Here is a 25,988-nt window from a genome sequence, read left to right as displayed (position 1 = left end):
CTCTTTCATTTTGAGGGTGAGGCATCGAGGCAAAGCTCGGGCGAACAAGCCGCGAGATGGCGAAGGTGTGTCTGCGAGTAAGATGCGAATTTAAAGAGCGACGCTGCCACCCACAGATTCCGTCATTGCGAGCGCAGCGAAGCAATCCAGTCTGCCGCCGCGGAAAGATTCTGGATTGCTTCGCTGCGCTCGCAACGACACTGCTGATGCAGCGGTGCGCCAAAGCTTCGGTCTCACGCGCCGCCTACGCAACGCCTTCGCACAACCGTCATAGTCTCTAACGCCCACTAACCAACGCCCGACTTTAAACTGTCATAATCGCCGAACGGAACCCGCACGCGCGCGCTCTTTACACGCCGTTAAGCGCGGCTGCATTGGATGCGGCGGGAATGTGCGTTGGGGACTGCCATGAGTGCCGCGAAGAAGATGTCGGGAAAACCGGCCGCCGAAATGTTTGACGACATCCCGGTGCTTCAGCGCAAATGGCGTGCCGCGTTGAAGCCGGGCGAACGGCTGCCGCGCTACGAGGACGTGATGCTCGGCAGCCTGGGACGGCTCGCCGACCACATCGCGCTGCTCAAGGGCGACGGCGCGCTCGAACTGTCGCGCAGCGGACGCTACGTGCAGAAATGGCTCGGCGAAGAGCGCTGGGACATCCCGGTCGCCGCGCTCTCGCCCGATTGCGCCACCGCGCTGTCGGAAGCCGCGGCGAGCGCGCTCGCCAACGGGCGGCCACACCTGGCCAGCGCCCATTGCGTGCGCGACGGCATGGTCAGGACATTTGATGTGCTGGCGCTGCCGACCGTATCGCGCTGGGGCGCGACGCTGGTCGGCGCCTACATCAACGAACGCGGCGCGCAATACAATCTCCTGGACGCGATCTTCGCGTCAACCGACGACGCGGTGGTCTCGCTGGCGACGCTGCGCGACGCGGGTGGCAAGCCGTTCGATCTCCAGATCGTGCACCACAACAAGAGTGCGGCGCTGCTGCTGAAGGCCGAAGGCGCGAGCCTGCTCTGGCGCCGGATCGGCGAGGGCGACACGCTCCTGGCCTCGGTTGAAGTCATGGAATTCCTGCTCAAAGCCGTCTCCGGCGGTCGCGGCGAGCAGCTCGAGATCGAGAGCGAAGGACGCCATCTCCGGCTGAGCGCCACCGCGTTTGCCGACGTGGTCTCGCTGACGATCTCGGATGTCACTGTGTTGAAGCGGCGCGACGCCTCTTTTCGCCTGCTGTTCGACAACAACCCGATGCCGATGTGGGTGTTCGATGCCGGGAGCAAGCAGTTTCTCAGCGTCAACGACGCCGCGGTCCAGCATTACGGCTACAGCCGCGCCACCTTCCTGCGCATGAAGTTGCACGAGATCTGGCCGCAGGACGAATGGGACAGCCATGCCGAGGCGCTCGAACGCATCGGCGACGCCTATCACTCCTCGCGCAACTGGCGGCATCTGCGCGCCGACGGCAGCGAGATCGAGGTGTTGACCTTCGGCCGCCGCGTCGCCTTCGACGATCGCGACGGCTATCTGGTCGCGGTGGTCGACATCACCGAACGGCGCAAGGCCGAGGCGCGGATCGCCCACATGGCGCACCATGACGGGCTCACCGATCTGCCGAACCGCGAATACTTCCAGGAGCGCCTGAAGCAGGCGCTCGACCAGGCCAGCGGAAAGCGGGTCGGGGTGCTCTACCTCGATCTCGACCTGTTCAAGAACGTCAACGATTCCTTCGGCCATCCGGTGGGCGACCGCCTGTTGAAGGAGGTTGCCGCCCGTCTGCGCACCGCGGTCCGCGGCGCCAATCTCGCGGCCCGGCTCGGCGGTGACGAGTTCGCGGTGATCCTGGCGGCCGACGTCAGGCCCAACGAGGCCAGCGCCTGCGCGGGCTTGCTGATCGACCTGCTGAAGGCGCCCTACAAGATCGACGGTCAGGAGATGGTGATCGGCGCCAGCATCGGCATCGCGCTGTCGCCGGGCGATGGCGCGACGTCGGAAGAGTTGATGCGCAACGCCGACATGGCGCTGTACCGGGCGAAATCGGACGGCGGCGGCGTGCATCATTTCTTCGAGCGCGAGATGGATTTGCAGGCGCAGAAGCGCCGTGACATGGAGCTCGATCTGCGCCGCGCGTTTGCCAATGGCGAGTTCGAGCTGCACTACCAGCCGCTGGTCTCGATCGCCTCCGACCGCATCTCCGGCTTCGAGTCGCTGCTGCGCTGGCATCACCCCGACAAGGGCATGATCTCGCCGGCGGAGTTCATTCCGGTCGCCGAGGACATCGGCCTGATCACCCAGCTCGGTGAGTGGGTGCTGCGCGTGGCTTGCTCCGAGGCGGTGAAATGGCCCGTCGACGTCAAGGTCGCGGTCAATCTGTCGCCGGCGCAGTTCCGAAGCCGCAATCTGGTTCAGGTCGTGATCTCGGCACTGGCGCAGTCCGGCCTGTCGCCGAAGCGGCTTGAGCTCGAGATCACCGAGTCGATCTTCCTGGCCGAGACCGACGCCAATCTCGCCATCCTGCATCAGTTGCGCGAGCTCGGCGTCAGCATCTCCATGGATGATTTCGGCACCGGCTATTCCAGCCTCAGCTATCTCCGCAGCTTCCCCTTCGACAAGATCAAGATCGACCGCTCCTTCGTCAAGGATCTGGCAGGGCGGCCCGATTGCGTCGCGATCGTTCGCGCGATCTCGGGGCTTGGCCGCAGCCTCAACATCACCACGACCGCGGAAGGCGTCGAGACCGAGGATCAGCTCGCGTGGTTGCGCGCCGAAGGCTGCAACGAAGTGCAGGGCTTCTTGTTCAGCGCGGCGCGGCCCGCCGCCGAGATCGCAAAGCTGCTCGCCGATTTCGGCCAGCGTGCTTCACGGGCGGCGTAACTCGGACGGATAACAATCATAGACCAGCGCTTTGAAGGCGGGCGTGATGCGGCTGCGCTCGTTCTGAGTCTGCTGCATCAGCAGGTAGACCATGTCGAGCTTGGGATCGACGCCGAAATAGGTGCCGCTGCCACTGTCCCATTTCAACTCGCCGAGCGAGCCGGGCGGCGGCGGTTTGGCGTTGCCGGGATCGGTCCGCACCGCGAGGCCATAGCCATAGCCGAAGCCGTCGCCCGGAAAATAGAAGTAATCGCGTCCGACGCCCGAGCCCGGCCCGACGTGATCGGTCGTCATGGCCTTGAACGCGGCGGGGCTCAGATAGCGCTTGCCGTCGAACTCGCCGCCATTGAGCAGCATCTGCGAGAAGCGCTGATAGTCGGTGATGGTCGAGAGCAGCCCGCCGCCGCCGGACTGCCATTCGGGATGGTCGAGGCGCTCGCGCTCGGCGGCGAGCAGGATGTTGTCGTTCGGCAGCGGCCGCGCCATCCGCGCGAGCTCGTCCTCGGTCCCCAGCGCGAATTTGGTGCTGCTCATGCCGAGCGGATCGAAGATGCGCTGCTTGAGGAATGCGTACAGCGTCTGGCCCGAGATGATCTCGATGACGCTGCCGAGCACGTCGGTGGAATGACCGTAGCGCCACAGCGTCCCCGGCTGCCGCGCCAGCGGCAGTCTTGCGATGCGTTGGGCGAATTCCCTGTTGTTGAACTGACCTTCGAAGATATTGGCGGCCTTGTAGGCCTGCTCGACCCATTTGCCGCCGATGTAGTCGTAGCTGATGCCGGAGGTGTGCCGCAGCAGATCCTCGATGTTGACGGGACGGATCGGGGCCACGAGATCCAGATGCAACGTGCCGTCGGGATTGGTAACCTCGAGACCCACCTTGGTGTCGGCAAAGAGGGGAATGTATTTCGATACGGGGTCAGTGAGCGCAAGCTTGCCCTCGTCGATCAGCATCATCGCGCCAAGGCAGGTGATCGGCTTGGTCATCGAGTGGATGGCGAAGATCGTGTCGGGCGTCATCGCGAGGCCCGTCCTGGTGTCGCGCACGCCAAAAGTCTTCAGATAGACCGGCTTGCCGTGCTGCTGGACCAGCACCACGGCGCCCGGCAGCCGGCCGCTCGTTACCTCGTTGTCAAAGTACGCGGTGATGCGGTCGAGCCCCTCGGACGACGGCGCGGGGGTATCGGCGGCGCGGGCCCGCGCCATCGTGCCGGCCAGCAGCGCGGCTCCGACCAGAAATTCACGACGCTTCATCCGGGCTTCCTCCCTTGCCGGGATCAAAGCCGCAAGACGTCGAAGGCGTCAACACGCCTTCGATTAAAATCGCGTCACGATTTCAGAAAGGACCGGTCGCGGACGGTCCTCGCTCGGCTTGGTCGGTTTGCCGATATGGACGAAGCCGGCGAGTTTCTCGTCCGGCTTGAGGCCGAGGCCGTCCAGCACGTCGCGATCGAACGAGAACCAGCCGGTCAGCCAGCAGGCGCCGTAGCCGAGCGCGGTCGCGGCCGTGACGATGTTCATGACGCTGGCGCCGGCCGACAATTCCTGCTCGAAGGCCGGCACCTTCGGATGCGGCTTGGTGAAGCTGACGATGCCGATCACCAGCGGCGCATCCGTGAGGCGTTTGCGCTCGGTCTCGACATCGGCCGCCGCCGCGCCGGGATTCTTCCGGGCAAACACCTTCGCGATCACCTCGCCGGCGCGCTGGCGCGCATCGCCCTCGAAGATGATGAAGCGCCAGGGCGCGAGCTTGCCATGGTCGGGCACGCGCGCGCCGATGGTGAGGATGGTCTCGAGCTCGGCCGGGGAGGGGCCGGGCCCGGACATCTCGCGCGGCTTGACCGAGCGGCGGGTCTTCAGGAGTTCGATGGCGTCGGGCACTGCGGTTTCCTCTTCGGCTGGTCGTCGGGCGTGCAATCCCCACATAGGAATGCACGCCCGCAACCGAAAGCGAGTTTAGACCGATTTCAGATGTCAGGCCGCGCCGCGCGCCCGCTTCACATCCGGCGGGGTCGCCTCGTCGACGAGGGCGGCGATGGCCTCCACCGTCGTCGTCACTTGCTGACCGTCGCTGCCGAGCCGGCGGATCGAGACCGACTGCGTCTCGGCCTCTTTCTTGCCGACCACGAGCAGTGCCGGAATCTTGGCCAGCGAGTGCTCGCGGACCTTGTAGTTGATCTTTTCGTTGCGCAGGTCGATCTCGGCCCGAAGTCCCGCACGCCGGACCTGCTCCAGCACCTGCTTGGCATACTCGTCGGCTTCCGACGTGATGGTGGTGACCACCACCTGCACCGGCGACAGCCAGAGCGGGAAGTTGCCGGCATAGTGCTCGATCAGGATGCCGATGAAGCGCTCCATCGAACCGCAGATCGCGCGGTGCACCATCACCGGCGGCTTCTTGCTGCTGTCGTGGTCGATGTAGAACGCACCGAACCGTTCCGGCAGGTTGAAGTCGACCTGCGTGGTGCCGCACTGCCAGTCGCGGCCGATGGCGTCGCGCAGCACATATTCGAACTTCGGCCCGTAGAAGGCGCCTTCGCCCGGATTGATCTCGGTCTTGATGTGATTGTTCTGCGACTGGATCTCACGCAGCACCGTCGCCATCACGCGCTCGGCGTGATCCCACATCGCGTCGGTGCCAACGCGTTTCTCCGGCCGTGTCGACAGCTTCACGGTGAGATCGCCGGTGAAGCCGAAATCGGCATAGGTCGACAGGATCAGCTCGTTGATCTTCAGGCACTCGTCGGCGAGCTGATCCTCCATGCAGAAGATGTGCGCGTCGTCCTGGGTGAAGCCGCGCACGCGCATCAATCCGTGCATCGCGCCTGATGGTTCGTAGCGGTGCACCACGCCGAACTCGGCGAGCCGCAGCGGCAGGTCGCGGTAGCTCTTCAGGCCATGCTTGAAGATCTGCACGTGGCCTGGGCAGTTCATCGGCTTGAGCGCGAACCAGCGCTTGTCCTCGGCCTCCTCGCCGGCCGACTGCGCCGCGAACATGTTCTCGCGGTACCAGCCCCAATGGCCGGAGGTCTCCCACAGCGACTTGTCGAGGATTTGCGGGGCGTTGACCTCGCTGTAGTCGCCGGCCAGGCGCCGCCGCATATAGGCGATCAGCTGCTGGAAGATAGTCCAGCCCTTGGCGTGCCAGAACACGACGCCCGGGCCTTCCTCCTGGAAGTGGAAGAGGTCGAGCTCGCGCCCGAGCTTGCGATGGTCGCGCTTTTCCGCTTCCTCGATCTGCTTCAGATAAGCGTCGAGGTCCTCCTGCTTGGCGAATGCCGTGCCGTAGATGCGGGTCAGCATCGGGTTGTTGCTGTCGCCGCGCCAGTACGCGCCGGCCACCTTCATCAGCTTGAAGGCGTTGCCAACCTTGCCGGTCGAAGTCATGTGCGGGCCACGGCAGAGATCGAACCAGTCGCCCTGGTAATAGATCTTGATCGGCTCGTTGCCGGGAATGGCGTCGACCAGCTCGACCTTGAACGCTTCGCCCTTGTCGCGGAACACCTGTTTGGTCTTTTCGCGATCCCAAACCTCTTTCGTGAAAGGTTTGTCGCGCGCGATGAGCTCGCGCATCTTTTTCTCGATCGCGGCAAAGTCTTCCGGCGTGAACGGCTCGTTGCGGAAGAAATCGTAATAGAAGCCGTTCTCGATCACGGGGCCGATGGTGACCTGGGTGCCCGGCCACAGCGTCTGCACGGCTTCGGCCAGCACGTGGGCGCAGTCATGGCGGATCAGCTCGAGCGCGCGCGGATCGTCGCGGTTGATCAGCTCGATCCTGGCATCGGCTTCGATTGCGTCGTCGAGGTCGGAGACCACGCCGTCGAGCGCCATCGCGACCGTGCGCTTGGCCAACGACGGGGAAATACCCTTGGCGAGCTCGAGACCGGTGATGCTCTTGGCGTATTCGCGCCGGGCGCCGTCCGGGAAAGTGAGGGTGATTTTTTCCGGTGGGGTCACGGGTCTCAAATTGCTGAGGCTGTACTGGAAGCCGGATTCGGATTTGGGCTGCTCGGACTTGGATTGGTCCTTGGACTGGTCGTTGGGCTGGTCGGTCATGGCATGTCTCCTGAGGCTCACTCCTGCGAACGAGCGCAGGTAAGCGGGAACGAGCGATATATCAGGCGATTCGGCCTGCGCAATCCGGCATTTCCAAGAAACCGGCGCGCCAAAGCGGAGGCGCGGCACGAACTATTCCGGGCAACGCCCTTTAACTGGTCGCAAGGCGGCTCTACATGCGTTTGCATGGAAAATGCACGCGCCAGCCGTTTCGCGCCAACCGCCCTGATGCTCGGCAATCTCGTCACCGGCTGCTCGGTCTTGGCACCGGCGGGCATGCTGCCGGAATTGGCGACGGGGCTCGACGTCAGCATCCATGCGGCCGCGCTCCTGATCACCTTCGGGGCTGTCATCCTGTGCATCGGCTCGCCGCTGACGGCCTGGCTCACCAGCCGGATCGAGCGCCGGGCACTGCTCACCACGACGCTGGCGGTGCTCGCCTTTGGCAACCTCGCTTCGGCCTTTGCGCCCGACTATGCGAGCCTCCTCGTCATCCGCCTGGTGATGCTCGCGGTCGGCGCGCTCTACACGCCGCAGGCCGCCGGCACGGCGGCGCTGATCGTGCCGGTCGAGCGTCGCGGCAGCACGATTGCCTACATCTTTCTCGGCTGGTCGCTCGCTGCCGCCGTCGGCCTGCCGCTGATCACCTTCATCGCCAGCCGCTATGGCTGGCGCGCGGCCTATGGCGGGATCGGCGCGCTCGGCTGCGTCAGCTTGCTGCTGTTGCTGATGCGGCTGCCCGCGGGCTTGAAGGGGGCGCCGGTGGATTTGAAGACCTGGAGCGCGGTCGGTCGCAACAGAACGATCCTGCTGCTGCTTGCGATCACGATGTTGCAGATGTCGGGGCAGTTCGTGGTGTTCACCTTCATGGGGCCGCTGCTCAACAAGCTGACCGGCGCAGGGCCCGATGCGATCGGCATGGTGTTCGCCCTCTATGGCGTTTGCGGCTTCCTCGGCGTTGTCATCGCGACCCGCATCGTCGACACATCAGGGCCTTATCGCACCTCGCTGCTGTTCACCTGCCTGCTGCTTGCAGGAATCACCGGCTGGGCGCTCGGCGCCGGCACGCTCGCGTTGATGGCGGGTGCGGTCGCGATCTGGGGCCTCGGCTTTGCCTCGACCAATTCGATGCAGCAGGTGCGGCTGGTCTCGGCCGCACCGTCGCTGGCATCGGCGACGGTCGCACTCAACACCTCCGTCCTCTATATCGGCCAGGCGGTCGGCTCTGCCGTCGGCGGACTGCTGTTCGCCCGCGAGCTCCTGCATACGCTCGGCTTCGTCGCGGTCGGCTTCGTCGTGCTGGCGCTGATCCTGGTGGTCCTGACCCGGCCCCGGCTGGCAACTGCTGCCCCGGCCTGAGCGGAAGGGTGTCCGTGTGCGCAAGGTGCTTGGCAAACCGCGCGCCGGGAGGCTAGAAGGCCGGTCATGGGGACCAAAGAGGGTTGACTGAGATGAGGATGATTCTGGCGGTTGCCGCGGTGCTCTATTCAGCTTCCGCTTTCGCGCAAGCCGACAAGCCACCAATGATCGGGGACAAGCCGTTGGTGCAGGTCAAGCCCAAGGGCACCAAGGCAGGGACCAAGGAGGCTGCGGCCAAGCCGGCTGCGGCGCCGAAGGGCAAGCCGCAATCCATCGCAGCGCGGCTCCAGGCCTGCCTCGATCTCGACGACGGCACCAAGGACCGGCTCAATTGCTACGACGCCGTGATTGCGCCGACGCCGAAGCCGAAGCCGGCGAAGGCCAAGGGCTACGCCGATTGCCGTTTCTTCAAGGAGGAGGACGAGCGGCTGGCCTGCTTCAACGGCTTTGCCGAGAGCATTCCGAAGCTGCCAAAAACCTGACGCCCAAGACCTGAGGCCGATGGCCAAGGTCCAGCAGCCGGGCGGCTAGTCGCTGATCCGGCTTAGCACGGCCCTGAAGGCAACGCCCGGCAGTTGCAGTGCGGTGCCTTCGAATTCCGCACTGTCGCCATCCTCCCGGCCAGCGAGCGTCAGCGTGATCCGGTCGAGACCGAACAGTGCCTTGAAGCACGGGTCGTCATTGTGGCGCTCGGTCGAGATCTTGACCCTGATGCTGTCGCCTTCGCCCGTGCAGGTGCCGATGAACGCGAAAGCGGAATTGCCGCCGCGCATCTTGCCCTCGGTCACATAGACGACACCACAACCCGTCCCGTGAACCGTGTGGAAGTTGACCTTGTAGAGTCCCTGACGCACTGCATGTCCCCGCAGAATCCCAAATACAACTTGGCCGGCAAAGTATGATTGTTGCCAGTGGAAGCAATCCGGTCGGCACCGGGACCGTCGGCCATCAACATCACATTTTGATCAAGGTTCGAGAGAATTGCGGGCCGTGCAGCCAGATGCCGACGGGCGCAATATCGCTACCGGCTCGATGCGGATGGATTGGTGGAGGCCACGCGCGTGAGCGCGAGTGATGGCGTCGCTGACATCTTCACCAGGACGTCCTTGAGCGGGTCCCGCGTCCAGGCGCGGGTCACATAGTCACGATGGGTGATGCCGTCCCCGGTTTCGACGAACACCACGCTGCCCGGACGTAAGGGGCCGTCCATGTCTTCGGAGACGGTGATGCCCTTCTGCCGCAGCGTGCTCATCAGCTCGCGGTCGCGCCGCGCGGTGTAGTGGGTGTAGGAGCTGACGAAGAAGCCGGAGCGGTGGCTCTCGATCCATGAGGCGAACTTGTCCATCTCGCCATAGACGGCGTCGAGCAGCACGACGCCGCGGACGCGGTCGCTGATCCCGCCGACCTCGAGGCTCCAGGCCGTCGGCAGGAAGCCGCCGCTATAGCCGACGATCACGATCGGCATATTGGCGAAGGCGCGGGCGCTGTTGGGATCGCCGGTGAGGCGAGCGAGATGGTTCGCCGACTCGTCGATGAAGCGCTTGAGGCCCCCGGCCTGCCAGAATTTTCCTGCGCTGGAATCGGCGGCATCGACTGCCATCTGCGGTGCGAGCAGGATGGCATTGGCGCCGGAATCGGTGATCTGTTGCGGCACCAGCTGGCGGTCGCGCACATCGCGCTCGAGTGTCGCGCCATTGCCGTGGAAGAACACCACGATCACGCCCGGCTTCCGCACGTCGAAATGTTCGGGCACGTGCATCAGGACGCGATTATCGTTGTAAGTCTCGTCCTGCCAGAATACGCGCCCGGAATAGCTGCGGTGGCCGCGGCGGTCGCCCTTGGAGATGTTGAGGAACGGCGCGTCGGAGGCGGGGTTGTTGCCGAAATAGGGGAAGGCTGACGACTTCATGCTGACGAGCGTCGTCAGGTCCTCGCGCGGCGGACGCTGGTAGGGGGCCTGCGGCGCGAGCGAAGCGACCTTGTAGGGCGCCTGCTCCGGCTGCTGCGGCACGGCGCGCTTCGGTGAGAAGTCCGACATCTGCCGTTGCAGAAAACCCTCGCTCGCGGATGGGAAGCGCTCCCTGAACTGGGGGGCCGGGAAGCGATCCTCGAACGAGTCGCTGCTTGCGATTTGCTGGTTTGTCTTCGCAACGACCTGCACGTTGGCTGGGACGTTGCCTTGGACGTTGGCCTGCGAGTTCGCCGCGAGCGCCGCCGGATTGGGCGCCTTGCCGCATTGAACCAGGGTCAGCGACAACGGCACCAAGACTGAGATCAGAGCGATCCGAAGCGCACGACCGCTCGCGCCGGACGTGGTCCGGTCGGCGCGGATGTCAGCTCTCGGTTTCGGAACGGCCCCGACCATTCACCCATGACCCCAAGTCATGACCACAAGTCCATCGGCAATCATTAAGGCAATTGAGCCGATGGGCGTTTAGGCGACGTTAAGTGTCCGGAGAAACTTCCCCACATCCGGAACGCTCAAAAGGACCACGCAATCGTGTCGTGATTGTGGGGGAGGGAGGCGGGATGTCCCGGTGTTTACGAAGCTTTATTGCCCGGATCGTGGATTAATGGTGCTAGAGTACCGAAGTGGCCCCGCCTCATTTAACCCTTGTTAACCCTGCTTGAATTGACTGGACCGAGCTGCACGATGCTTCCCACGAGGCGTGACGCCTGAGGTTGAGGACGGCGATGACGGCATCAGACGCGGGTACTGCACCCTGGACCGGCCGGCTGACCGGAAGCGGGTCGGGGGTCTCCGTTCTGGTCGCAACCGCCATCGTCGTGGCCGACATGATCGGGGTCGGCGTCTTCACCAGCCTCGGCTTCCAGGTCAAGGACATTCCCTCGGGCTTCTCGATCCTCTTGCTTTGGACGGTCGGCGGGATCGTCGCGCTGTGCGGGGTGTTCTCCTACAGCGAACTCGGCGCGATGTTTCCGCGCTCGAGCGGCGAATACAATTTTCTCGGCCGTGCCTATCATCCCGCCTTCGGCTTTCTCGCCGGCTGGGTGTCGGCGACGGTTGGCTTTGCAGCACCCGTCGCGCTGGCCGCGATGGCGTTCGGCGAATACGCCAAATCGGTCGTGCCCGGTGTGCCGCCGATCCCGCTTGCCATCGCCGTGGTGTGGCTGGTCTCGCTCGTGCAATTGACCGGCGTCAGGCACTCCTCGACCTTCCAGTTGATCTCGACCATCCTGAAGGTCGTGCTGATCGTTGCCTTCCTGGTTGCCGGCTTCATCGTCGGCGTGCCGCAGCCGATTGCCTTCACGCCGCAAGCGGGCGATCTCGCGCACATCGTCAGCGCGCCTTTCGCGATCGGGCTCGTGTTCGTGATGTATTCGTTCTCGGGCTGGAATGCAGCAACCTACATCATCGGCGAGATGAACATGCCGCAGCGGGACCTGCCGCGCGCGCTGCTCGCGGGCACGCTGATCGTGCTCGTGCTGTACGTCGCGCTGAATGCGGTGTTTCTCCATTCGACCCCGGTCGGCGCGCTCGCGGGTCAGCTCGACGTCGCCAGCGTCGCCGGCAGCGCGATCTTCGGCAAGCTCGGGGGCCGGATCGTCGGCGCGATGATCTGCTTCGGCCTGATCTCATCGATCAGCGCGATGATGTGGATCGGCCCGCGCGTGATGATGACGATGGGGGAGGACATTCCGGCGCTGCGCGTGTTCTCGCGGAGATCGGTCCGCGGCGCGCCGGCCTATGCCATCCTGTTTCAGCTCGCCGTCGCCAATCTGCTGTTGTTCACGCGCAGCTTCGAGGCCGTGCTCGACTTCATCCAGTTCGCGCTGCTGTTCTGCTCGTTCTTCACGGTCGCCGGCGTCATCAAGCTGCGCATCACCGATCCCGATTTGCCGCGGCCCTATCGTGCCTGGGGATACCCGTTCACGCCGCTCGTTTTCCTGCTCGTGACAGGGTTCATGATGTACTATTTGTTGACCGAGCGGCCCGTGCAATCGCTGTCGGGGATGCTCGTCATGCTCTCGGGCCTGTTGATTTATGCTGTTTTCCGCAGGCGGCCGGTCGCCGCTGGCACTTCATGACATTGCGAATAGACATGTTTCGACCCATGAGAATTGCGGCCGTCGCTCTCGCCTTGCTGGCTGCGGCCGTCTCGTGCGCACGTGCCGCCGAGGCAACTTTCGACGACACCGCGCGCTTCCTCGCGGGCATGCAGCCTTCGGCGGATTCGCCGCTGGTGCCGCTCACAAAGGACCCGGCTTGGCAGCGCCACGCGAGATTCTTCGACGGCGCCTTCGCCCAGCTCGAACAGCGCCAGCTCTCGAAGATCCGCAACTGGGCCGACGTCAATCTGGCAGCGCCCAGGCCGACCATGTTTTATTTGTTCAGCGGCCCCGACTTCCTCTACGCCAACGCCTTCTATCCCAAGGCCAGCACTTACGTGCTCGGCGCGCTGGAGCCGGTCGGTGCGGTGGCTGACCTGACGCGCTTGCCGCGCGGCTCGGTGGGCGCCGCGCTCTACAATGTCGAGCGCTCGCTCGGCTCGATCCTGAGTTTTTCCTTCTTCATCACCAAGCAGATGAAGGTCGACCTGCACACCAACCAGGTCAACGGCACCTTGCCGATCCTCTACGTCTTCCTCGTCCGCTCCGGCAAGACCATCCGCAATGTCGAGATGGTCGCACTCGACGACAAGGGCGGGATGCATGTCGGCAACGACAATCCCGGACCGAATGCGACGCGCGGCGCCCGCATCACCTTTGCAGGCCCCGACGGCGAGGCGCGCACGCTGTATTATTTCTCGACCGATCTCTCCAATTCAGGTGCACGCGCGGCCGGCTTCCTGAAGTTCTGCGAGACGCTCGGCCCCGGCAACAGCCTGATCAAGAGTGCGTCCTATCTGCTGCACTCCGGCAACTTCACCGTCGCGCGCGATTGGTTGCTCGCCAACAGCGCGACCATCGTCCAGGACGATTCCGGCATTCCGCTTTCGAGCTACAATTCGCGGCAATGGCGGTTCTTCCCGTTCGGCCGCTATCTCGGACCGATCGGCGAATTTCCCGGCCGCTATCAGGAGCGCTACGCCGCATTGTTCACGCGCGCCCAGCCGATCGACTTCGGCGTCGGTTACCGCTGGCGGATGCACGAGTCGAACTTGCTGCTGTCGGTGAAGGTACCGGGAAGCGAGACGGCGCCGGGCGCGGAGACCACCTCGTCCGCCGAGCCGCCGCCGAAACCGCCGCGTCCGAAGCGGCCACGTCCGCCCGAGCCGGTCCCCCCGCCACCCGGGCGCTTTTTCTGGTCCCGTTAAGCTCGGTGCTCGGCCCGCGTTACGCCGCCGGGCTCTGGGCGACGACGACCAGGACCTCCGCTTTCTGTCGGCCGAGGCTCCTGACCTCGTGCGGTGTCTCGCCTGAAAAGTACAGGCAATCGCCCTTGCCGAGGACGAGTTCTTCGCCGTCGAGCTTGATCGCGATCTTGCCGTTGATGACGAACAGCAACTCTTCGCCCGCATGCGAGGCGCGCGTCGCCGATTTGTGCGGCGGGCTCAGGAGGAACGGCTCCATCATCTTGCGGGTGCGGCCGGTTGCCAGTGGCACCACGCCAAAGGTGTCCTGAAACAGCGGGACGTTGCCGCCTTCACGGCGGAACAGCGTGTAGCGCGGCGCCGGTTCGGCGTTCGGGTCGAAGAAAGTCGCGACGTTGACCTCGAGCGCGGCTGCCATCCGCAGCAGGGCGGCGAGCGAAGGGATCTTCAGGTCGCGTTCGACCAGCGAGATATAGCCGCGCGTGAGATCACTCTGCTTGGCAAGTTGGTCCAGCGTCAGGCCCTTGGCGATCCGCGCCTGGCGAATATTGGCCCCGACGGCTGCCGCTTTGCTGACATCAAGCACGCATGAGTCTCCCGAACTGCTGATGTCTCTTCTGCAACAGATGCCGCTCGACTGCCAGTCCGGCGGGTGCGCGATGTCCCTTCCGTGTACGCGCCGGGTGTATTCCAAAGGAAAACATATGCGCAGAAATTTAGAGCAAGGGCGCAGATATTGTAAGCAGAGACTCTGGTATATCGCCTAAATCAGCTCAGTTACAGTGCAATTGGCGTGCTTTGCCGCTCCGGACGGCATTTGCCGCGTTCCGCGTCGTTGATTTCCAGCAGTAAACATGATCGATTTTACCGTCCGGGGTGCCGATGAGCTCCGCGGACAGAGCCAACTGCTTTCCCTGGCGCCGGTACCTTTTGGAGACATCGATGACCGTAGCAGACGACGTAACCCTGAACGTAGCCCCGGACGAGGCGGCGAGCTTGCGGCGGATCGTGTGGTCGAGCGTGATCGGCACCGCGGTCGAATGGTACGACTTCCTCATCTACGGCACGGCGACAGCGCTGGTCTTCAACAAGGTCTTCTTCGCTGCCGGCAATCCCACGCTCGCCACGATCGCGGCCTTCGGCACTTATGCGGTCGGCTTTCTGGCGCGACCGCTTGGCGCCGCGATCTTCGGTCACTACGGCGACCGGGTGGGCCGCAAGGCGATGCTCGCGATCACGATCATGGTGATGGGCATCGGCACCTTCTTGATCGGCCTGCTTCCGACCTATCAGCAGATCGGGATCGCCGCGCCGCTGCTCTTGATCGGCCTGCGATTCCTCCAGGGCATTGGCCTCGGCGGCGAATGGGGTGGTGCAGTGCTGATGGTGGTGGAGAATTGCCCGACGCACCGCCGCGGCCTGCTCGGCAGCATGGTGCAGGTCGGCAATCCCATCGGCAATCTCGCCGCGATCGGCATGTTTGCGCTGGTGGCGAGCCTGCCGGAAAGTGAGTTCATGTCCTATGGCTGGCGCATTCCGTTCCTGATCTCGATCCTCCTGGTCGGCGTCGGTCTCTACATCCGCCTCAACATGGAAGAGACCGTGGCCTTCCGCCAGGTCCAGGCAAAAAAAGAGGTCGCAAGTCTGCCGCTGGTCGAGATCTTCAGGCACCACCGCCGGCCTTTCTTTACCGCGGTCGGGCTGAAGATCTCGGAGATCGCCTACGCCAGCATCGGCGGCGTGTTCGTGATGTCCTATGCCACGGCGAATCTTGGCTTGTCTCGTACGGTGGTGTTGAACGGCGCCTTCGCGGCATCGCTGGTCGCGTTGCTCGCCATTCCGCTGTTCGGCTGGCTGTCCGATATCATCGGCCGCAAAAAGATGTTCTATGCAAGCTGTCTGTTTTCGGCGCTGTTTGCCTTTCCGCTGTTCTGGCTGCTCAACACTCGCGACCCCACCATCGTCATCTGCACCATCGTGGTCGCGATTACTTTCGGGCAGATGGTGATGTTCGGCATCGGCGCGCCCTGGTACTCCGAGCTGTTTTCCGCGCGGCTGCGCTATAGCGGCGCCTCGCTCGGGTTTCAGGTCGGTGCTGCGATCAGTGGCGGATTGACGCCGCTGATTGCGGCGGCTCTGATGGCCTGGAGCGGCGGCGCCACCTGGCCGGTTTCGCTGCTGCTGATTGGCTGCGCCGCCATCACGGCGACCGCCACCACGTTCGCGCCGGAAACGGCGAACAAGGAACTGACCTGATCCCGCGGCGCGCCGCTGCTGGCGGCGCGCCATCGCTTCTCAAAAGGATTTTGTCATGCTTGATGAAATAGACGCCGGCTCGGCCGATAGTACAGCACGCCTCGGCTGGACTGGCTTGGTCCGCTTCCTCCATTTCGCTCCACGCGCGTTCCTGCCAATGCGCGCGATGGAGCAGCTCGTTCTCGTCGCTGGCCAAGGAATAGAGGGTGACCGCTACATGATCGGGCGCGAGGAAGGATTTTATTCGCACAAGCCCGAAGAGGGCCGGCAGGTCACCCTGTTCGAGCTCGAAACCTTGATCGCGCTCAAGCGCGACGCGGGAATCGAACTCGGTCCCGAGGAGCATCGCCGCAATGTGACGGTAGAGGGCGTGCCCTTGAATCATCTGGTCGGCCGCCGCTTCTGGTTAGGTGAGACCTTGCTGGAAGCAACCCGGTTGTCGATTCCGTGCCGGCATATCGAGGAGATCACGGGCAAGGCGATCTTCGATCCGCTTATCAACCGATCGGGCCTCAACTGCCGGATATTGCAAGGCGGCATCGTCAGGGTCGGCGACACCGTACGGAACGCGCCATGAGTGCGCGGCCCATAACGGCGATCAAGACGGTTGTCGTCGGCATCGAAGGGGCTGGTACGGGGATCAAGGTGTTCACGCTGGCCGATCCCGACCGTTGGGACCTGCCGCCGTTCAAGCCTGGCGCCCACATCGACCTGCATCTGCCGAACGGTCTCGTGCGAACCTATTCGCTGTGCAATGAGCCCGCCGACAACACGCGTTACGTCATCGCGGTCAAACGCGAGGCCGATGGGCGCGGCGGTTCGCGTGCGCTTCACGACCAGGTTGGCATAGGTGACATCATCGGCGTGTCACTGCCGCGCGGCGGGCTGGAGCCGGGCGCGGACATTGCGCGCCATGTGTTCGTCGCGGGTGGCATCGGCGTGACGCCGTTCCTGTCGATGGCACGTCACCTCCTGCGGATTGGCAATGCGGACTTTGTGCTGCACCTCATCGTGCGCGAGGAGTTGCCGCTTGCCGCCCACCTCGCGCCGCTGATCGAAGCGGGGCGTGTCGTCGTGCACCGCACCTCCTCGGCCGGGCGTCCGGATCTGGCGTCGCTGGTCGGAGAGGTCGGGGTGCAGACGATGGTCGCCTGTTGCGGGCCGGAAGGCATGACCGACGAGTTCGAGCGCCTGACCGCACCCTGGCCCGCAGCCAATGTTCACATCGAGCGTTTCGTCGCGCCGCCAGTGATTGACCCCGACGCAAAGCCTTTTGTGCTCTCGCTGGCGCGTACGGGGACGGAAATCCAGGTTCGCGCCGGCCAGACCATGCTGGCGGCCTTGCAGGAAGGAGGCATCGATATATCGACGTCCTGCTGCGGCGGCATCTGCGGCGCCTGCAAGGTTGGCTGGATCGAGGGCAAGCCCGTGCACCGCGATCGCGTCCTGTCGCCGTATGAGCGCGAACGCTTTCTCATGGTCTGCGTCGCCGGATCGGACGCGGACCGGCTGGTGCTGGACCTCTAAGTCCAGCCTACCAGTGCACGCTCTGGCTCGGCACGATGAACGCCGTCGTACTCGGCGGCGTGGCGGTGCTCGTCGCCAGATACCAGCCGGAGCCGACCGCGAGCATCAGGAGGACGATGATGGCGAGCATGTCGAGGGTTCTGGGATCGTGGCCTCGCGAACCACCCCGCGAATCCGGTCCAGACCTGAAGTGAAAATGAGGGCTGATTTTCCAGCGCATTGTTGTTTCCTCCCGCGGGAGCATCACATCAATGCGAGAAGAGAGTTTCGGTTCCACTCAAGGTAGCGACGCGTCGTGCTCAGGATGCGTTGACACCGCGCCAGCGGGCGTATCGCCAGGGCAGATACCAGCGCGAACCTTGCGGCGCGGTGAGGGGCACGTTGTCGATGCCCGAGGTGCCGAAGGGGTTGCAACGGAGCAGGCGCGCCAGCGTCATCCAGCCGCCGGCCCACAGCCCGAACCGTTCGATTGCCTCGTCGCCATAGGCGGAGCAGGTCGGCAGGTGCCGGCAATTGTAGCCAACCAGCGGCGAGAGCGTGTGGCGGTAGAGCCAGATCAACGCACGGCCGAATCTGCGTGGAAGCCGGAGTGCGCCCGCGACGGGATTGGAACAGTGCTCGCAGGCTGATTGCTTCATGGGCGCTTTGCCGAGATCGTGGGCGAGGTTCTGCGCGGTTCCGGCGCAGGGAACTCTAACCTGTTGTTTGTACGTCATATTTTGCATGCTTTTTGGGAGCAGTGCAGCAAGTGCCTATGGACGAGCTGTATTCCCCCGGATACCATTTTTGTGACGTTCATGTGAGACTCATTGGAACGTCAGAACGGGGCTTGGCTGAGTCGGCTCGCCGTAAGGCTTGGGCTAAAGCTTGGGACTTGGGGAAGGGACCAGTTTGAAACTTCTGAAGGCGCTCAAACTTCGCGGCTGGTTGCTGGTGGGAACCGCTGCTTGTGGAGTCGTGCTGGCTGGCGCCGTCGCGACGCTCGGGTCGTCGGCTCGGGCCGGTGCTGCCCTCGAAGAGCGCAAGCTGCCAATGAAGTTCGGCTGGGTCGCCTGCGAACCGAATTGCCGCGGGTGGGTCAGCGCGGTCGGCATCATCACCGCAGATACGCCCAAAGACTTCGAAGAGTTTTCCCGCGGGCGCCAGCTCGGCGGCGCCACCGTGGTGCTCGATTCCAGCGGTGGTTCCGTCAACGACGCGATCACGCTCGGCCGGCGCTTCCGCAATCTCGGACTTCTGACCACGGTCGGCATCAGCCTTCAGAACCGCGGCGGGCAGGCGGTTCGTCCGGCGGTCGCGCCCGAGGCCTATTGCGAATCCATGTGCGTGTTCCTGCTGCTGGCCGGCAAGAAGCGCTACGTGCCGGAAGCGGCCCATGTGCGGGTCCACCAGATCTGGATGGGCGATCGCGCCGACGATGCCAAGGCTGCGAGCTACAGCGCGCAGGATTTGATGATCGTGGAGCGCGACATCGGCCGGCTCGCCAAATACACGTTCGACATGGGCGGTGCCGGCGATCTGCTATCGCTCGCGCTCAGCGTCCCGCCCTGGGAAGATCTGCACGAGCTCGATGCGGGCGAGCTCAAGCTCACCAATCTCGTGACGACGGATCTCGTGGCCGAAGTGCTGCCGCATGTCGACATCTCCGCGCCGGCAATGGCGGAGCTTGCACCGAAGACCCAGGCGAGATTCGGTGCGGAGCCGGAGCAGCCCGCCAAGTCGACCAAGACGGCGGAAGCTCTGGTGCCGACGGGCGGCGTCGCCACGCCGGTTGCGGCGGCGCAGAAGTAGCCTCAAATTTCTGATCTTATTTCCGGGCCAGCGAAGAGCCCGGGATCAGCCTCCGGACTCAGCCTTGCGCCGCAGCCGGCTGCTTCGCCTTCGCCTCGATCTGGCCAATGGCATCGACCACGGCATCGAAGGTCAGGAGCGTCGAGGCGTGGCGCGCTTTGTAGTCGCGGACCGGCTCGAGGAACTTGATCTCTTCCCATTTGCCTTCGGGAGGCGCGCCGTTCTCCTTCAGCATCTTGCGAACAGTTTCGCGTAACTCACGGAGTTCGCTCGCAGTCGATCCGACGATCTGACTTGCCATGATGGATGAAGAAGCCTGTCCCAGCGCGCAAGCCTTCACGTCGTGGGCGAAGTCGGTGACCTTGTCGCCCTCCATCTTGAGGTCGATCTTGACGGTCGAGCCGCACAGCTTGGAGTGGGCGGTCGCGGTGGCATCGGGATTCGACAGCCGTCCGAGCCGCGGAATATTCCCGGCCAGTTCGATGATCCGCTTGTTATAAATGTCGTTCAGCATGTGATGGAGTCCAGCAGGATCGGCCTTGGCGTGCGCCGTCCACGGCCCTATATAGGGTCGGAACTGGCGGAAAAACAGTCCAGCGCTGCGGCAGTGGTGTGATCCAGAACCGTGCTGCCGGCGTTAATTTGAAGACCTTTTCGCCGAAACTGTTCTCTCAGGCGTCCGGCGGCTCGCCGCCCCGTCTGCCGGTGACACTCCGGCCGCAAGGCCGTCGAACGGAGTAGACATGGACGCTACCATCAAATCCATCCGCCCCAACAAGCCCTCCGACCGGCAGCCCGATGGTCGTCCGGCGGAGCTTGATCCTTCCGAATTCCTCGCCGCCGCCGTCCGCGCCGACCAGCCGCGCCCGGCGCGCGCCGAGGCCGAGCAGGCGGTCAAGACACTGCTCGCCTATATCGGCGAGAACACCAACCGCGAGGGCTTGCTCGACACGCCGCGCCGCGTGGTCGAGGCTTTCGACGAACTCTATCAGGGCTACCACCAGTGCCCGGCCGAGGTGCTTGATCGCACCTTCGGCGAGACCGCCGGCTATGATGATTTCGTCCTTGTGCGCGACATCGAGTTCACCTCGCAATGCGAGCATCACATGATGCCGTTCTACGGCAAGGCGCACATCGCCTATACGCCGGTGGAACGCGTGGTCGGCCTGTCGAAGCTTGCGCGCCTCACCGACATCTTCGCCCGCCGGCTCCAGACCCAGGAGCACATGACCGCGCAGATCGCGGCGGCGATCGACGAGATCCTCAAGCCGCGCGGCGTTGCCGTGCTGATCGAGGCCGAGCATACCTGCATGTCGGTGCGCGGCGTCGCCAAACATGGCGCCTCCACCTTCACCAGCCGCTTCACCGGCATGTTCCGCGACAATCCGGCGGAACAGGCTCGTTTTCTGTCCCTGGTGCGAGGCCTGCAGCGCTGACCTCGCGAATAGACCGGCGAGGGCACTGTGTCCGCTCACTCCCATGAAACCGAGGAAGGTCTCGCCTTCCTTCCCAGGTTCGACGCGGCCGGTCTCGTGACGGTCGTCGCGACTGACGTCGCCACCGGCGACGTGCTGATGGTCGCGCACATGAACGACGAGGCGCTGCGCAAGACCATTGCGACCGGCGAGGCCTGGTACTTCAGCCGCTCGCGCAATGCCTTGTGGCGAAAAGGTGAGACCTCAGGTCAGACCCAGCGCGTGGTCGAGATCCGCACCGATTGCGATCAGGATGCAATCTGGCTCCGCGTCGAGCAGATCGGCGCGGCGTGTCACACCGGCCGTCGGTCCTGCTTCTACCGCAAGGTCGAAGCCGAAGACCGCGGCGCCACGCTCGTCTTCGTCGATGCGGACAGACTGTTCGATCCGGACGCGGTGTACAAGAAGTAGTCCTGCCGTCACGCGCAGGGCGGAGCTGGCGATCCGAATTAACCCCGCATTAACCATACCTGTCCCACGGTGAGGCGACAGGGCGCTGAATTGCCGGCGCCCCTCAACGCCGTGCGGTGCGGGCACTTCATCATGTCGGTCGACAATTCCAGTGCCTCTCAGACGGCGGTTCTCGATCCGTCGCGGGCACGCGTCGCCGGTGCGATCAAGCAGGCCTCGAACGTCGCTGGCGTCAGCTTCCAGTACATGCTGACCACCGCCAAGATGGAATCGGATTTCGATCCCACGGCGGGGGCGACTACGTCATCCGCGCACGGGCTCTACCAGTTCATCGACCAGACCTGGCTCGGCACGGTGAAGGAAGCGGGCACCCCGCTCGGCTATGGCAATTATTCCGACGCGATCACCAGGACGTCGTCGGGCACCTACACCGTCGATGATCCCGCGATGAAGCGGTCGATCATGAAGCTGCGTGACGATCCGGAGGCCGCCTCCAGCATGGCGGCCGCGCTGACGCAGTCGAACAGCTTCAAGCTCACCGGCCTGCTCGGCCGCAGGCCGTCCGACAGCGAACTCTACATGGCGCATTTCATGGGCGTCGGCGGCGCCGCGAAGCTGATCGCCAATGCCGAGGACAATCCGCAAGCGGTCGGCGCGCGGTTGTTTCCCAACGCGGCGTCGGCCAATCGCTCGATCTTCTACGCCAAGGACGGCCGCGCGCGCAGCGTCTCCGAGGTCTATTCGGTGCTGGATGCACGCTACGCCGGCGCGGCAAATTCGAAAACCACCCGCAGCGCAATGGCGATGTATGGCGGCACGCCATCGACCACGCAGGTCGCGAGCGCCAATGGCGTACAACCTGCCGCGCCGCTGATCGACAATGCCGCGTATCTCCAGTCCTTTCCGAATACACGCGCGGTGACGCCGGTCAGCGCGACAGCGCCAATGACGGTGGCGGACAATGCACCGAGCACGCCGGTGTTTCGCTCGATCTATCAGCCCGGCGACACCACCCAGCCGGTCTCGACGACCGTGCAGAAATTGTGGGGCAACAACGCCTCGCTCACTTCGGTCGCACCTGCGACCTCGGTCGCACCCGCGACTTCGGCCGCATCGGCGACGCCCGACATCCGGCCGCCCCAGCCTCTTGATCTCTTCAGCGATCGCAGCGGCACGTTCTCAAGCTAATTCGCGCGCCGGTGTCTCGGACGCATCGCAGCGTGAACGCTGCGCGCAGGTCCCGGCGCGTGCACAGGCGCCTTTGTTCCCTTAACAAAACGTCAATAAAACCAGCCAGTTATGGTGAACGCTTTGTTAAGCGTCGTGGTTTATTTTGTGTTGCAGGTGACAAGCCGTCACCGCTTCGTCTTCGTTGCGTAAGCCGGAAGCACCATGATTGTTCGGCAGTTCATCAATTGGATCAGGACGGCGCCCGCTGGCGAGCGGGCCGAGGCGACGCGGGCGCTGGCCCGGGCCTGGCTGATCTCAGACCTTTCCCATGACGACCGTATTGCCGCTGAAGGCGCGCTTCTGATGCTGCTCGACGATCCCTCGCCGCTGGTGCGGCAGGCGATGGCCGAGGCGTTTGCGCGCAGCACCGAGGCGCCGGCGTCGATCGTGCGGGCACTGTCTGCGGACCAGCCGACCGTCGCGTTGCCCGTGCTCGAACATTCTCCGCTGCTGATCGACGCCGATCTCGTCGACATCGTCGCCACCGGCAACGACGAGGTGCAGTGCGCGGTCGCGCGCCGCATCGCGCTGCCGGTATCGGTCTGCGCCGCCATTGCCGAAGTCGGCTGCGCGGCGGCAGCGCTCGAGCTGATCGAAAATTCTCATGCCGAGCTTGCGCAGTTCTCCTGGGATCGCATCGTCGAGCGTCACGGCCATCTCGCCGCGATCCGCGAGGCGATGCTGGTGCTGGAAGATCTGCCGTCAGCCACGCGCGCTGCGCTGGTGGCAAAACTCTCGGAGACGCTGGCTCAATTCGTCGTGGCTCGGAACTGGCTGAGTGCCGACCGCGCCGAGCGGATCGCGATCGAGGCGCGCGACCGCTCCACCATGAACATCGCGGCGCGCTCGCGCGGCGAAGACATGGAAGGTCTTGTTCGGCACCTGCGCATCACCGGCCAACTCACTGCGGGTCTCATTCTGCGCGCGCTGCTGTCGAGCAATCTCGATCTGTTCGATGCGGCGCTGGCTGAGCTCGCCGAGCTGCCGCTGGCGCGCGTGTCCGCGCTGCTGCACGATCGCGGCGGCAACAGCCTGCACGCGCTGCTCCGCCGCGCCGGGCTTCCCGAGGCGACGTTTGCGGCCTTCCAGGTCGCGCTCGATGCCTGCCACGAGCAGGGCTTCGTCGACAGCGACGACAATGCGGTGCGGCTGCGCCGCCGCATGGTCGAGCGCGTGCTCACCCATTGCGAGACCGACCGCGGCGCGACCGAGCCGCTGATGGTCCTGCTGCGCCGCTTCGCCACCGAATCCGCGCGCGAAGAGGCAAGGCTGTTCTGCGACGAGCTGGTCGCGGAGGAGACAGTTGATCCGGTGTATGGCGATCTGATTGCAGCGTAACGAGACGCCGTAGGGTGGGCAAAGGCGCATTGCGCCGTGCCCACCGTCTCTCCGCACAATTCATGGCGACTGGTGGGCACGCTTCGCTTTGCCCACCCTACCACACCTCGCGAACGGCGCAGCTACCCCGCCGGCGCGATGCTTGGCGCCAGGATCACCTCGAGATGCTCGGGGCGATCGCGGTTGGCGTCGGCGAGATAGTCGTCGGCGACCTTGCGCAGGCGCCGGCTGAGCTCGGCGGAGACGCTGATGCTGTCGAGCTTGGTGTTCTCGTGCACGATGGCGAGGATGGCGTTGATGTGGTGCGTGAACAGCTCGGCCGGCACCTTTTCGAGATCGGGCGCGTGCTCGATGACGCGGCACAGGCTCTCGGCTACGCCCGCCGCCGCCGGATAGCCGAAGGTCGCGGCATCGCCCTTGATGTCGTGCGCGGCGCGAAACAACTCGTCGCGCCTGTCCTTGGTGAAGCCGTCGTGCCGGACGGCGACGTAGGCGGCCGACAGCCGGTTGATCTCGGTCGCCATCCAGTCCTTGAACTCGCCGGCGAGGCCCGCGAGCGCCTGTTCAGCGCGGGCGACCGGATCGTCCATGTCCTTGTCTTCGACGCGGCGCAGGACCGACCGCAGCGGGTTGGGCTGCGTGATGATTTGATGCGTGGCGAAGGCCGTGATCTCGATGTCTCTTGCGCTGTTCTTCGCCATGATATCGGCCTCGATCGTGAGAGACGTTGCGCTAGATGGAGGAGCGGGCCTTGTCGAGCAGCGAGGGCTGCTGCAGCACCTCGTGCTTTTCGCCGACGCGGCGCTCGGGGCCCATATAGGCGGAGTTGATGTTGCGGCGCCGGTCCGGGCCGAAATAGGTCTTGGTCTTGATGAAGGGGCGGGGACTGGCGACCACGTTGAGGATGCGCTGGTAGAGCCCCTTGGCCGAGATCGGCTTGGCCAGGAATTCGGTGACGCCGGCATCGCGCGCCACCGTGACGCGGCGCTTCTCGGAATGGCCGGTCAGCATGATGATCGGCGCGTAAGGATTGCCCTTGGATTCCGGCTGCCGGATCATCTGCGCCAGTTCGAGCCCGTCGAAGATCGGCATCGCCCAGTCGGTGATGACGATGTCGGGCACGTAATGGCTGTACATTTCCAGCGCCGTGGCGCCGTCCTCGGCCTCGTAGACTTCACGCGCGCCAAACGAATGCAGCAGCGTCCGCAGGATGCGGCGCATGTGCGGATTGTCGTCGCAGACGAGGAAACGCAGCTTGTTGAAATCGATGCGGAACATGGAGCCCGGGCCGGAGCGGTCAACTTTCGTTAACCATATCTCGTCGGGGGTTAATGAAGGGTTGCGATCGGCAGTCCGGCGAGGCGGCTCAGGAGCCGAACTGCTCGCGCAGAATGCGCTCTTCCAGGCTGTGACCGGGGTCGAAGAGCATGCGCATCGAGATGGTCCTGTCGGACAGCACCTCGACGCGGCGGACGTCGCGCACCTCGTCATGGTCGGCGACCGCCGCCACGGGGCGCTTGTCGCCCTCCAGCACCTCGATCACGACGTAAGCCGTGTTCGGCAGCAGCGCGCCGCGCCAGCGTCGCGGGCGGAACGCGCTGATCGGTGTCAGCGCCAGCAGTGCGGCGTTGATCGGCAGGATCGGCCCCTGGGCGGACAGATTGTAGGCGGTCGAGCCGGCCGGCGTTGCCACCATGATGCCGTCGGCGATCAGCTCGGACATGCGCTCGCGCTCGTCGATCAGGATCCGCAGGCGCGCGGCCTGGTAGGTCTGCCGGAACAGGGCGACCTCGTTGATGGCGTGATGCAGGTGAACGCGGTCGTTGGCGTCGGTCGCGCGCATCAGGAGCGGGTGGATCTCGGATTCCTGCGCCGCCTCGAGACGGGCCCGAAGATCGACCGTCGAGTACTCGTTCATCAGGAAGCCGACGGTGCCGCGGTGCATGCCGTAGATCGGCTTGCCCGTATGCATGTGCTGATGCAGCGTCTGGAGCATGAGCCCGTCACCGCCGAGCGCGACCACGATGTCGGCGTCCTTCGGATCGCAATTGCCGAAGTCCCTGGTGAGCTGGCCGAAGGCGGCTTGCGCCTCGCTGCTCGGGCTGGCGACGAAGGCGATCCGGTCGTATCGCGCTGGCTTGGTCATGGCTTCCGGGCAGGGCCGCTGGCTGGAGAAAGTTCCGCCGGGCTCGTCTAACGATCTCGACCGGGATTGTCGAGGATGACCGCCCTTCACACCAGACCGGCAACTGCCGATTCCGATTTGAGGATGAAACCGGGTCGATTTGTGCCCCACCGGGCTCTTCAGGCGCCGCTGGAGCCATGATCCCCCAAACCGTCGCAATTCCGCGCTAGCCTTACGGCCCGCACCGGCGGGCGTCGCCGGGCAGGGAGAACG

Annotated in this window: 25 protein-coding genes; 13 read left to right on the top strand and 12 right to left on the bottom strand. The window is 64.5% G+C overall.

Going from position 1 to position 25,988, the window contains the following annotated elements; all coding sequences use genetic code 11:
• Positions 1-408: 408 nt before the first annotated feature.
• Complete coding sequence (locus AC0L20_RS04940; RefSeq protein ID WP_473287650.1) at positions 409-2,871, top strand: putative bifunctional diguanylate cyclase/phosphodiesterase; 2,463 nt, start codon at positions 409-411, stop codon at positions 2,869-2,871.
• On the opposite strand, the gene AC0L20_RS04935 is transcribed toward AC0L20_RS04940, so the two are convergent.
• The 3 genes from AC0L20_RS04935 to thrS form a co-directional block, all read right to left on the bottom strand.
• Positions 2,857-4,125, bottom strand: coding sequence for a serine hydrolase domain-containing protein (locus tag AC0L20_RS04935; RefSeq protein WP_473287649.1), 1,269 nt, complete (start codon positions 4,123-4,125; stop codon positions 2,857-2,859). The genes AC0L20_RS04940 and AC0L20_RS04935 overlap by 15 nt on opposite strands.
• Positions 4,126-4,188: 63 nt before the next feature.
• Positions 4,189-4,752 carry a nitroreductase family protein gene (locus tag AC0L20_RS04930; RefSeq protein ID WP_473287648.1) on the bottom strand — a complete coding sequence of 188 codons (564 nt, stop codon included), beginning with the start codon at positions 4,750-4,752 and terminating at the stop codon, positions 4,189-4,191.
• Positions 4,753-4,845: 93 nt separating this feature from the next.
• Complete coding sequence (gene thrS, locus AC0L20_RS04925; protein ID WP_473287647.1) at positions 4,846-6,927, bottom strand: threonine--tRNA ligase; 2,082 nt, start codon at positions 6,925-6,927, stop codon at positions 4,846-4,848.
• 186 nt (positions 6,928-7,113) lie between these two features.
• On the opposite strand from thrS, the gene AC0L20_RS04920 reads away from it, so the two are divergent.
• Both AC0L20_RS04920 and AC0L20_RS04915 read left to right on the top strand, forming a co-directional pair.
• Positions 7,114-8,286, top strand: coding sequence for an MFS transporter (locus tag AC0L20_RS04920; protein WP_473287646.1), 1,173 nt, complete (start codon positions 7,114-7,116; stop codon positions 8,284-8,286).
• A 92-nt stretch (positions 8,287-8,378) separates the two neighbouring features.
• The gene (locus tag AC0L20_RS04915) at positions 8,379-8,768 is read left to right on the top strand and encodes a hypothetical protein (RefSeq protein WP_027567818.1); all 390 of its coding nucleotides are present in this window, start codon (positions 8,379-8,381) and stop codon (positions 8,766-8,768) included.
• Between the two features lie 45 nt (positions 8,769-8,813).
• Here AC0L20_RS04915 and AC0L20_RS04910 read toward each other — a convergent pair whose 3' ends face one another.
• Positions 8,814-9,140 (bottom strand): hypothetical protein, encoded by a 327-nt coding sequence (locus AC0L20_RS04910; RefSeq protein WP_456769349.1) that lies wholly within the window; start codon positions 9,138-9,140, stop codon positions 8,814-8,816.
• A 167-nt stretch (positions 9,141-9,307) separates the two neighbouring features.
• Positions 9,308-10,651: an alpha/beta hydrolase gene (locus AC0L20_RS04905; protein WP_473287645.1), complete on the bottom strand. Its 1,344-nt coding sequence runs from the start codon at positions 10,649-10,651 to the stop codon at positions 9,308-9,310.
• A 329-nt stretch (positions 10,652-10,980) separates the two neighbouring features.
• Here AC0L20_RS04905 and AC0L20_RS04900 point away from each other — a divergent pair, with 329 nt between their 5' ends.
• Together AC0L20_RS04900 and AC0L20_RS04895 are read left to right on the top strand one after the other, a co-directional pair.
• Complete coding sequence (locus AC0L20_RS04900) at positions 10,981-12,336, top strand: APC family permease (protein WP_473287644.1); 1,356 nt, start codon at positions 10,981-10,983, stop codon at positions 12,334-12,336.
• Between the two features lie 14 nt (positions 12,337-12,350).
• Positions 12,351-13,565, top strand: coding sequence for a hypothetical protein (locus tag AC0L20_RS04895; RefSeq protein ID WP_473287643.1), 1,215 nt, complete (start codon positions 12,351-12,353; stop codon positions 13,563-13,565).
• A 19-nt stretch (positions 13,566-13,584) separates the two neighbouring features.
• Here AC0L20_RS04895 and AC0L20_RS04890 read toward each other — a convergent pair whose 3' ends face one another.
• A complete protein-coding gene (locus tag AC0L20_RS04890) occupies positions 13,585-14,148 on the bottom strand; it encodes a helix-turn-helix domain-containing protein (protein ID WP_473287642.1) in 564 nt (187 codons plus the stop codon).
• Between the two features lie 356 nt (positions 14,149-14,504).
• On the opposite strand from AC0L20_RS04890, the gene AC0L20_RS04885 reads away from it, so the two are divergent.
• Genes AC0L20_RS04885 through AC0L20_RS04875 form a run of 3 tightly spaced genes read left to right on the top strand, consistent with a single transcriptional unit; the run spans position 14,505 to position 17,345 of the window.
• Complete coding sequence (locus AC0L20_RS04885) at positions 14,505-15,818, top strand: MFS transporter (RefSeq protein WP_473287640.1); 1,314 nt, start codon at positions 14,505-14,507, stop codon at positions 15,816-15,818.
• Positions 15,819-15,873: 55 nt separating this feature from the next.
• Complete coding sequence (locus tag AC0L20_RS04880) at positions 15,874-16,395, top strand: MOSC domain-containing protein (protein ID WP_473287639.1); 522 nt, start codon at positions 15,874-15,876, stop codon at positions 16,393-16,395.
• Complete coding sequence (locus tag AC0L20_RS04875; protein ID WP_473287638.1) at positions 16,392-17,345, top strand: PDR/VanB family oxidoreductase; 954 nt, start codon at positions 16,392-16,394, stop codon at positions 17,343-17,345. Before AC0L20_RS04880 ends, AC0L20_RS04875 begins: the two co-directional genes overlap by 4 nt.
• A gap of 7 nt (positions 17,346-17,352) precedes the next feature.
• On the opposite strand, the gene AC0L20_RS04870 is transcribed toward AC0L20_RS04875, so the two are convergent.
• Both AC0L20_RS04870 and yidD read right to left on the bottom strand, forming a co-directional pair.
• Positions 17,353-17,565 carry a hypothetical protein gene (locus tag AC0L20_RS04870; RefSeq protein ID WP_473287637.1) on the bottom strand — a complete coding sequence of 71 codons (213 nt, stop codon included), beginning with the start codon at positions 17,563-17,565 and terminating at the stop codon, positions 17,353-17,355.
• A 79-nt stretch (positions 17,566-17,644) separates the two neighbouring features.
• On the bottom strand, positions 17,645-17,983 hold the full coding sequence (yidD, locus tag AC0L20_RS04865; protein WP_473287850.1) for a membrane protein insertion efficiency factor YidD: 339 nt from the start codon (positions 17,981-17,983) through the stop codon (positions 17,645-17,647).
• 253 nt (positions 17,984-18,236) lie between these two features.
• Between yidD and AC0L20_RS04860 the strand changes: the two genes are divergently transcribed.
• Entirely contained in the window at positions 18,237-19,136 is a 900-nt protein-coding gene (locus AC0L20_RS04860; RefSeq protein ID WP_473287636.1) for a COG3904 family protein, read from the top strand.
• A 58-nt stretch (positions 19,137-19,194) separates the two neighbouring features.
• Here AC0L20_RS04860 and AC0L20_RS04855 read toward each other — a convergent pair whose 3' ends face one another.
• On the bottom strand, positions 19,195-19,650 hold the full coding sequence (locus AC0L20_RS04855; protein WP_085361750.1) for an iron-sulfur cluster assembly scaffold protein: 456 nt from the start codon (positions 19,648-19,650) through the stop codon (positions 19,195-19,197).
• 229 nt (positions 19,651-19,879) lie between these two features.
• Here AC0L20_RS04855 and folE point away from each other — a divergent pair, with 229 nt between their 5' ends.
• From folE to AC0L20_RS04835, 4 genes are all read left to right on the top strand, one after another.
• Positions 19,880-20,572: a GTP cyclohydrolase I FolE gene (gene folE / locus AC0L20_RS04850; protein WP_247287114.1), complete on the top strand. Its 693-nt coding sequence runs from the start codon at positions 19,880-19,882 to the stop codon at positions 20,570-20,572.
• A gap of 27 nt (positions 20,573-20,599) precedes the next feature.
• Positions 20,600-21,022 (top strand): phosphoribosyl-AMP cyclohydrolase, encoded by a 423-nt coding sequence (hisI, locus tag AC0L20_RS04845; RefSeq protein ID WP_473287635.1) that lies wholly within the window; start codon positions 20,600-20,602, stop codon positions 21,020-21,022.
• 90 nt (positions 21,023-21,112) lie between these two features.
• Entirely contained in the window at positions 21,113-22,210 is a 1,098-nt protein-coding gene (locus AC0L20_RS04840; RefSeq protein WP_473287634.1) for a lytic transglycosylase domain-containing protein, read from the top strand.
• A gap of 204 nt (positions 22,211-22,414) precedes the next feature.
• Complete coding sequence (locus AC0L20_RS04835; RefSeq protein WP_473287633.1) at positions 22,415-23,590, top strand: DUF2336 domain-containing protein; 1,176 nt, start codon at positions 22,415-22,417, stop codon at positions 23,588-23,590.
• Between the two features lie 122 nt (positions 23,591-23,712).
• On the opposite strand, the gene AC0L20_RS04830 is transcribed toward AC0L20_RS04835, so the two are convergent.
• From AC0L20_RS04830 to AC0L20_RS04820, 3 genes are all read right to left on the bottom strand, one after another.
• Positions 23,713-24,291: an Hpt domain-containing protein gene (locus tag AC0L20_RS04830; RefSeq protein ID WP_473287632.1), complete on the bottom strand. Its 579-nt coding sequence runs from the start codon at positions 24,289-24,291 to the stop codon at positions 23,713-23,715.
• Positions 24,292-24,322: 31 nt separating this feature from the next.
• Positions 24,323-24,868 (bottom strand): response regulator, encoded by a 546-nt coding sequence (locus AC0L20_RS04825; RefSeq protein WP_007611745.1) that lies wholly within the window; start codon positions 24,866-24,868, stop codon positions 24,323-24,325.
• 88 nt (positions 24,869-24,956) lie between these two features.
• Positions 24,957-25,736, bottom strand: coding sequence for an NAD kinase (locus tag AC0L20_RS04820; protein ID WP_007602648.1), 780 nt, complete (start codon positions 25,734-25,736; stop codon positions 24,957-24,959).
• Positions 25,737-25,988 lie beyond the last annotated feature (252 nt).

The sequence above is a fragment of the Bradyrhizobium sp. Kon58 genome (assembly GCF_055807455.1).
Note: the sequence above shows the minus strand (reverse complement) of the source record. Positions and strands in the feature narration are given on the sequence as shown.

Bases quoted from the DNA above. Each gene is read 5' to 3' on its own strand.
- AC0L20_RS04855 (WP_085361750.1), bottom strand. From the start codon at position 19,650: ATGCTGAACGACATTTATAACAAGCGGATCATCGAACTGGCCGGGAAT.
- AC0L20_RS04825 (WP_007611745.1), bottom strand. From the start codon at position 24,868: ATGTTCCGCATCGATTTCAACAAGCTGCGTTTCCTCGTCTGCGACGAC.
- AC0L20_RS04905 (WP_473287645.1), bottom strand. From the start codon at position 10,651: ATGGTCGGGGCCGTTCCGAAACCGAGAGCTGACATCCGCGCCGACCGG.
- AC0L20_RS04875 (WP_473287638.1), top strand. From the start codon at position 16,392: ATGAGTGCGCGGCCCATAACGGCGATCAAGACGGTTGTCGTCGGCATC.
- AC0L20_RS04900 (WP_473287644.1), top strand. From the start codon at position 10,981: ATGACGGCATCAGACGCGGGTACTGCACCCTGGACCGGCCGGCTGACC.
- thrS (WP_473287647.1), bottom strand. From the start codon at position 6,927: ATGACCGACCAGCCCAACGACCAGTCCAAGGACCAATCCAAGTCCGAG.
- AC0L20_RS04895 (WP_473287643.1), top strand. From the start codon at position 12,351: ATGTTTCGACCCATGAGAATTGCGGCCGTCGCTCTCGCCTTGCTGGCT.
- AC0L20_RS04940 (WP_473287650.1), top strand. From the start codon at position 409: ATGAGTGCCGCGAAGAAGATGTCGGGAAAACCGGCCGCCGAAATGTTT.
- AC0L20_RS04870 (WP_473287637.1), bottom strand. From the start codon at position 17,565: ATGCGCTGGAAAATCAGCCCTCATTTTCACTTCAGGTCTGGACCGGAT.
- folE (WP_247287114.1), top strand. From the start codon at position 19,880: ATGGACGCTACCATCAAATCCATCCGCCCCAACAAGCCCTCCGACCGG.
- AC0L20_RS04920 (WP_473287646.1), top strand. From the start codon at position 7,114: ATGGAAAATGCACGCGCCAGCCGTTTCGCGCCAACCGCCCTGATGCTC.
- AC0L20_RS04830 (WP_473287632.1), bottom strand. From the start codon at position 24,291: ATGGCGAAGAACAGCGCAAGAGACATCGAGATCACGGCCTTCGCCACG.
- AC0L20_RS04935 (WP_473287649.1), bottom strand. From the start codon at position 4,125: ATGAAGCGTCGTGAATTTCTGGTCGGAGCCGCGCTGCTGGCCGGCACG.
- yidD (WP_473287850.1), bottom strand. From the start codon at position 17,983: ATGAAGCAATCAGCCTGCGAGCACTGTTCCAATCCCGTCGCGGGCGCA.
- AC0L20_RS04885 (WP_473287640.1), top strand. From the start codon at position 14,505: ATGACCGTAGCAGACGACGTAACCCTGAACGTAGCCCCGGACGAGGCG.
- AC0L20_RS04835 (WP_473287633.1), top strand. From the start codon at position 22,415: ATGATTGTTCGGCAGTTCATCAATTGGATCAGGACGGCGCCCGCTGGC.
- AC0L20_RS04880 (WP_473287639.1), top strand. From the start codon at position 15,874: ATGCTTGATGAAATAGACGCCGGCTCGGCCGATAGTACAGCACGCCTC.
- AC0L20_RS04820 (WP_007602648.1), bottom strand. From the start codon at position 25,736: ATGACCAAGCCAGCGCGATACGACCGGATCGCCTTCGTCGCCAGCCCG.
- AC0L20_RS04915 (WP_027567818.1), top strand. From the start codon at position 8,379: ATGAGGATGATTCTGGCGGTTGCCGCGGTGCTCTATTCAGCTTCCGCT.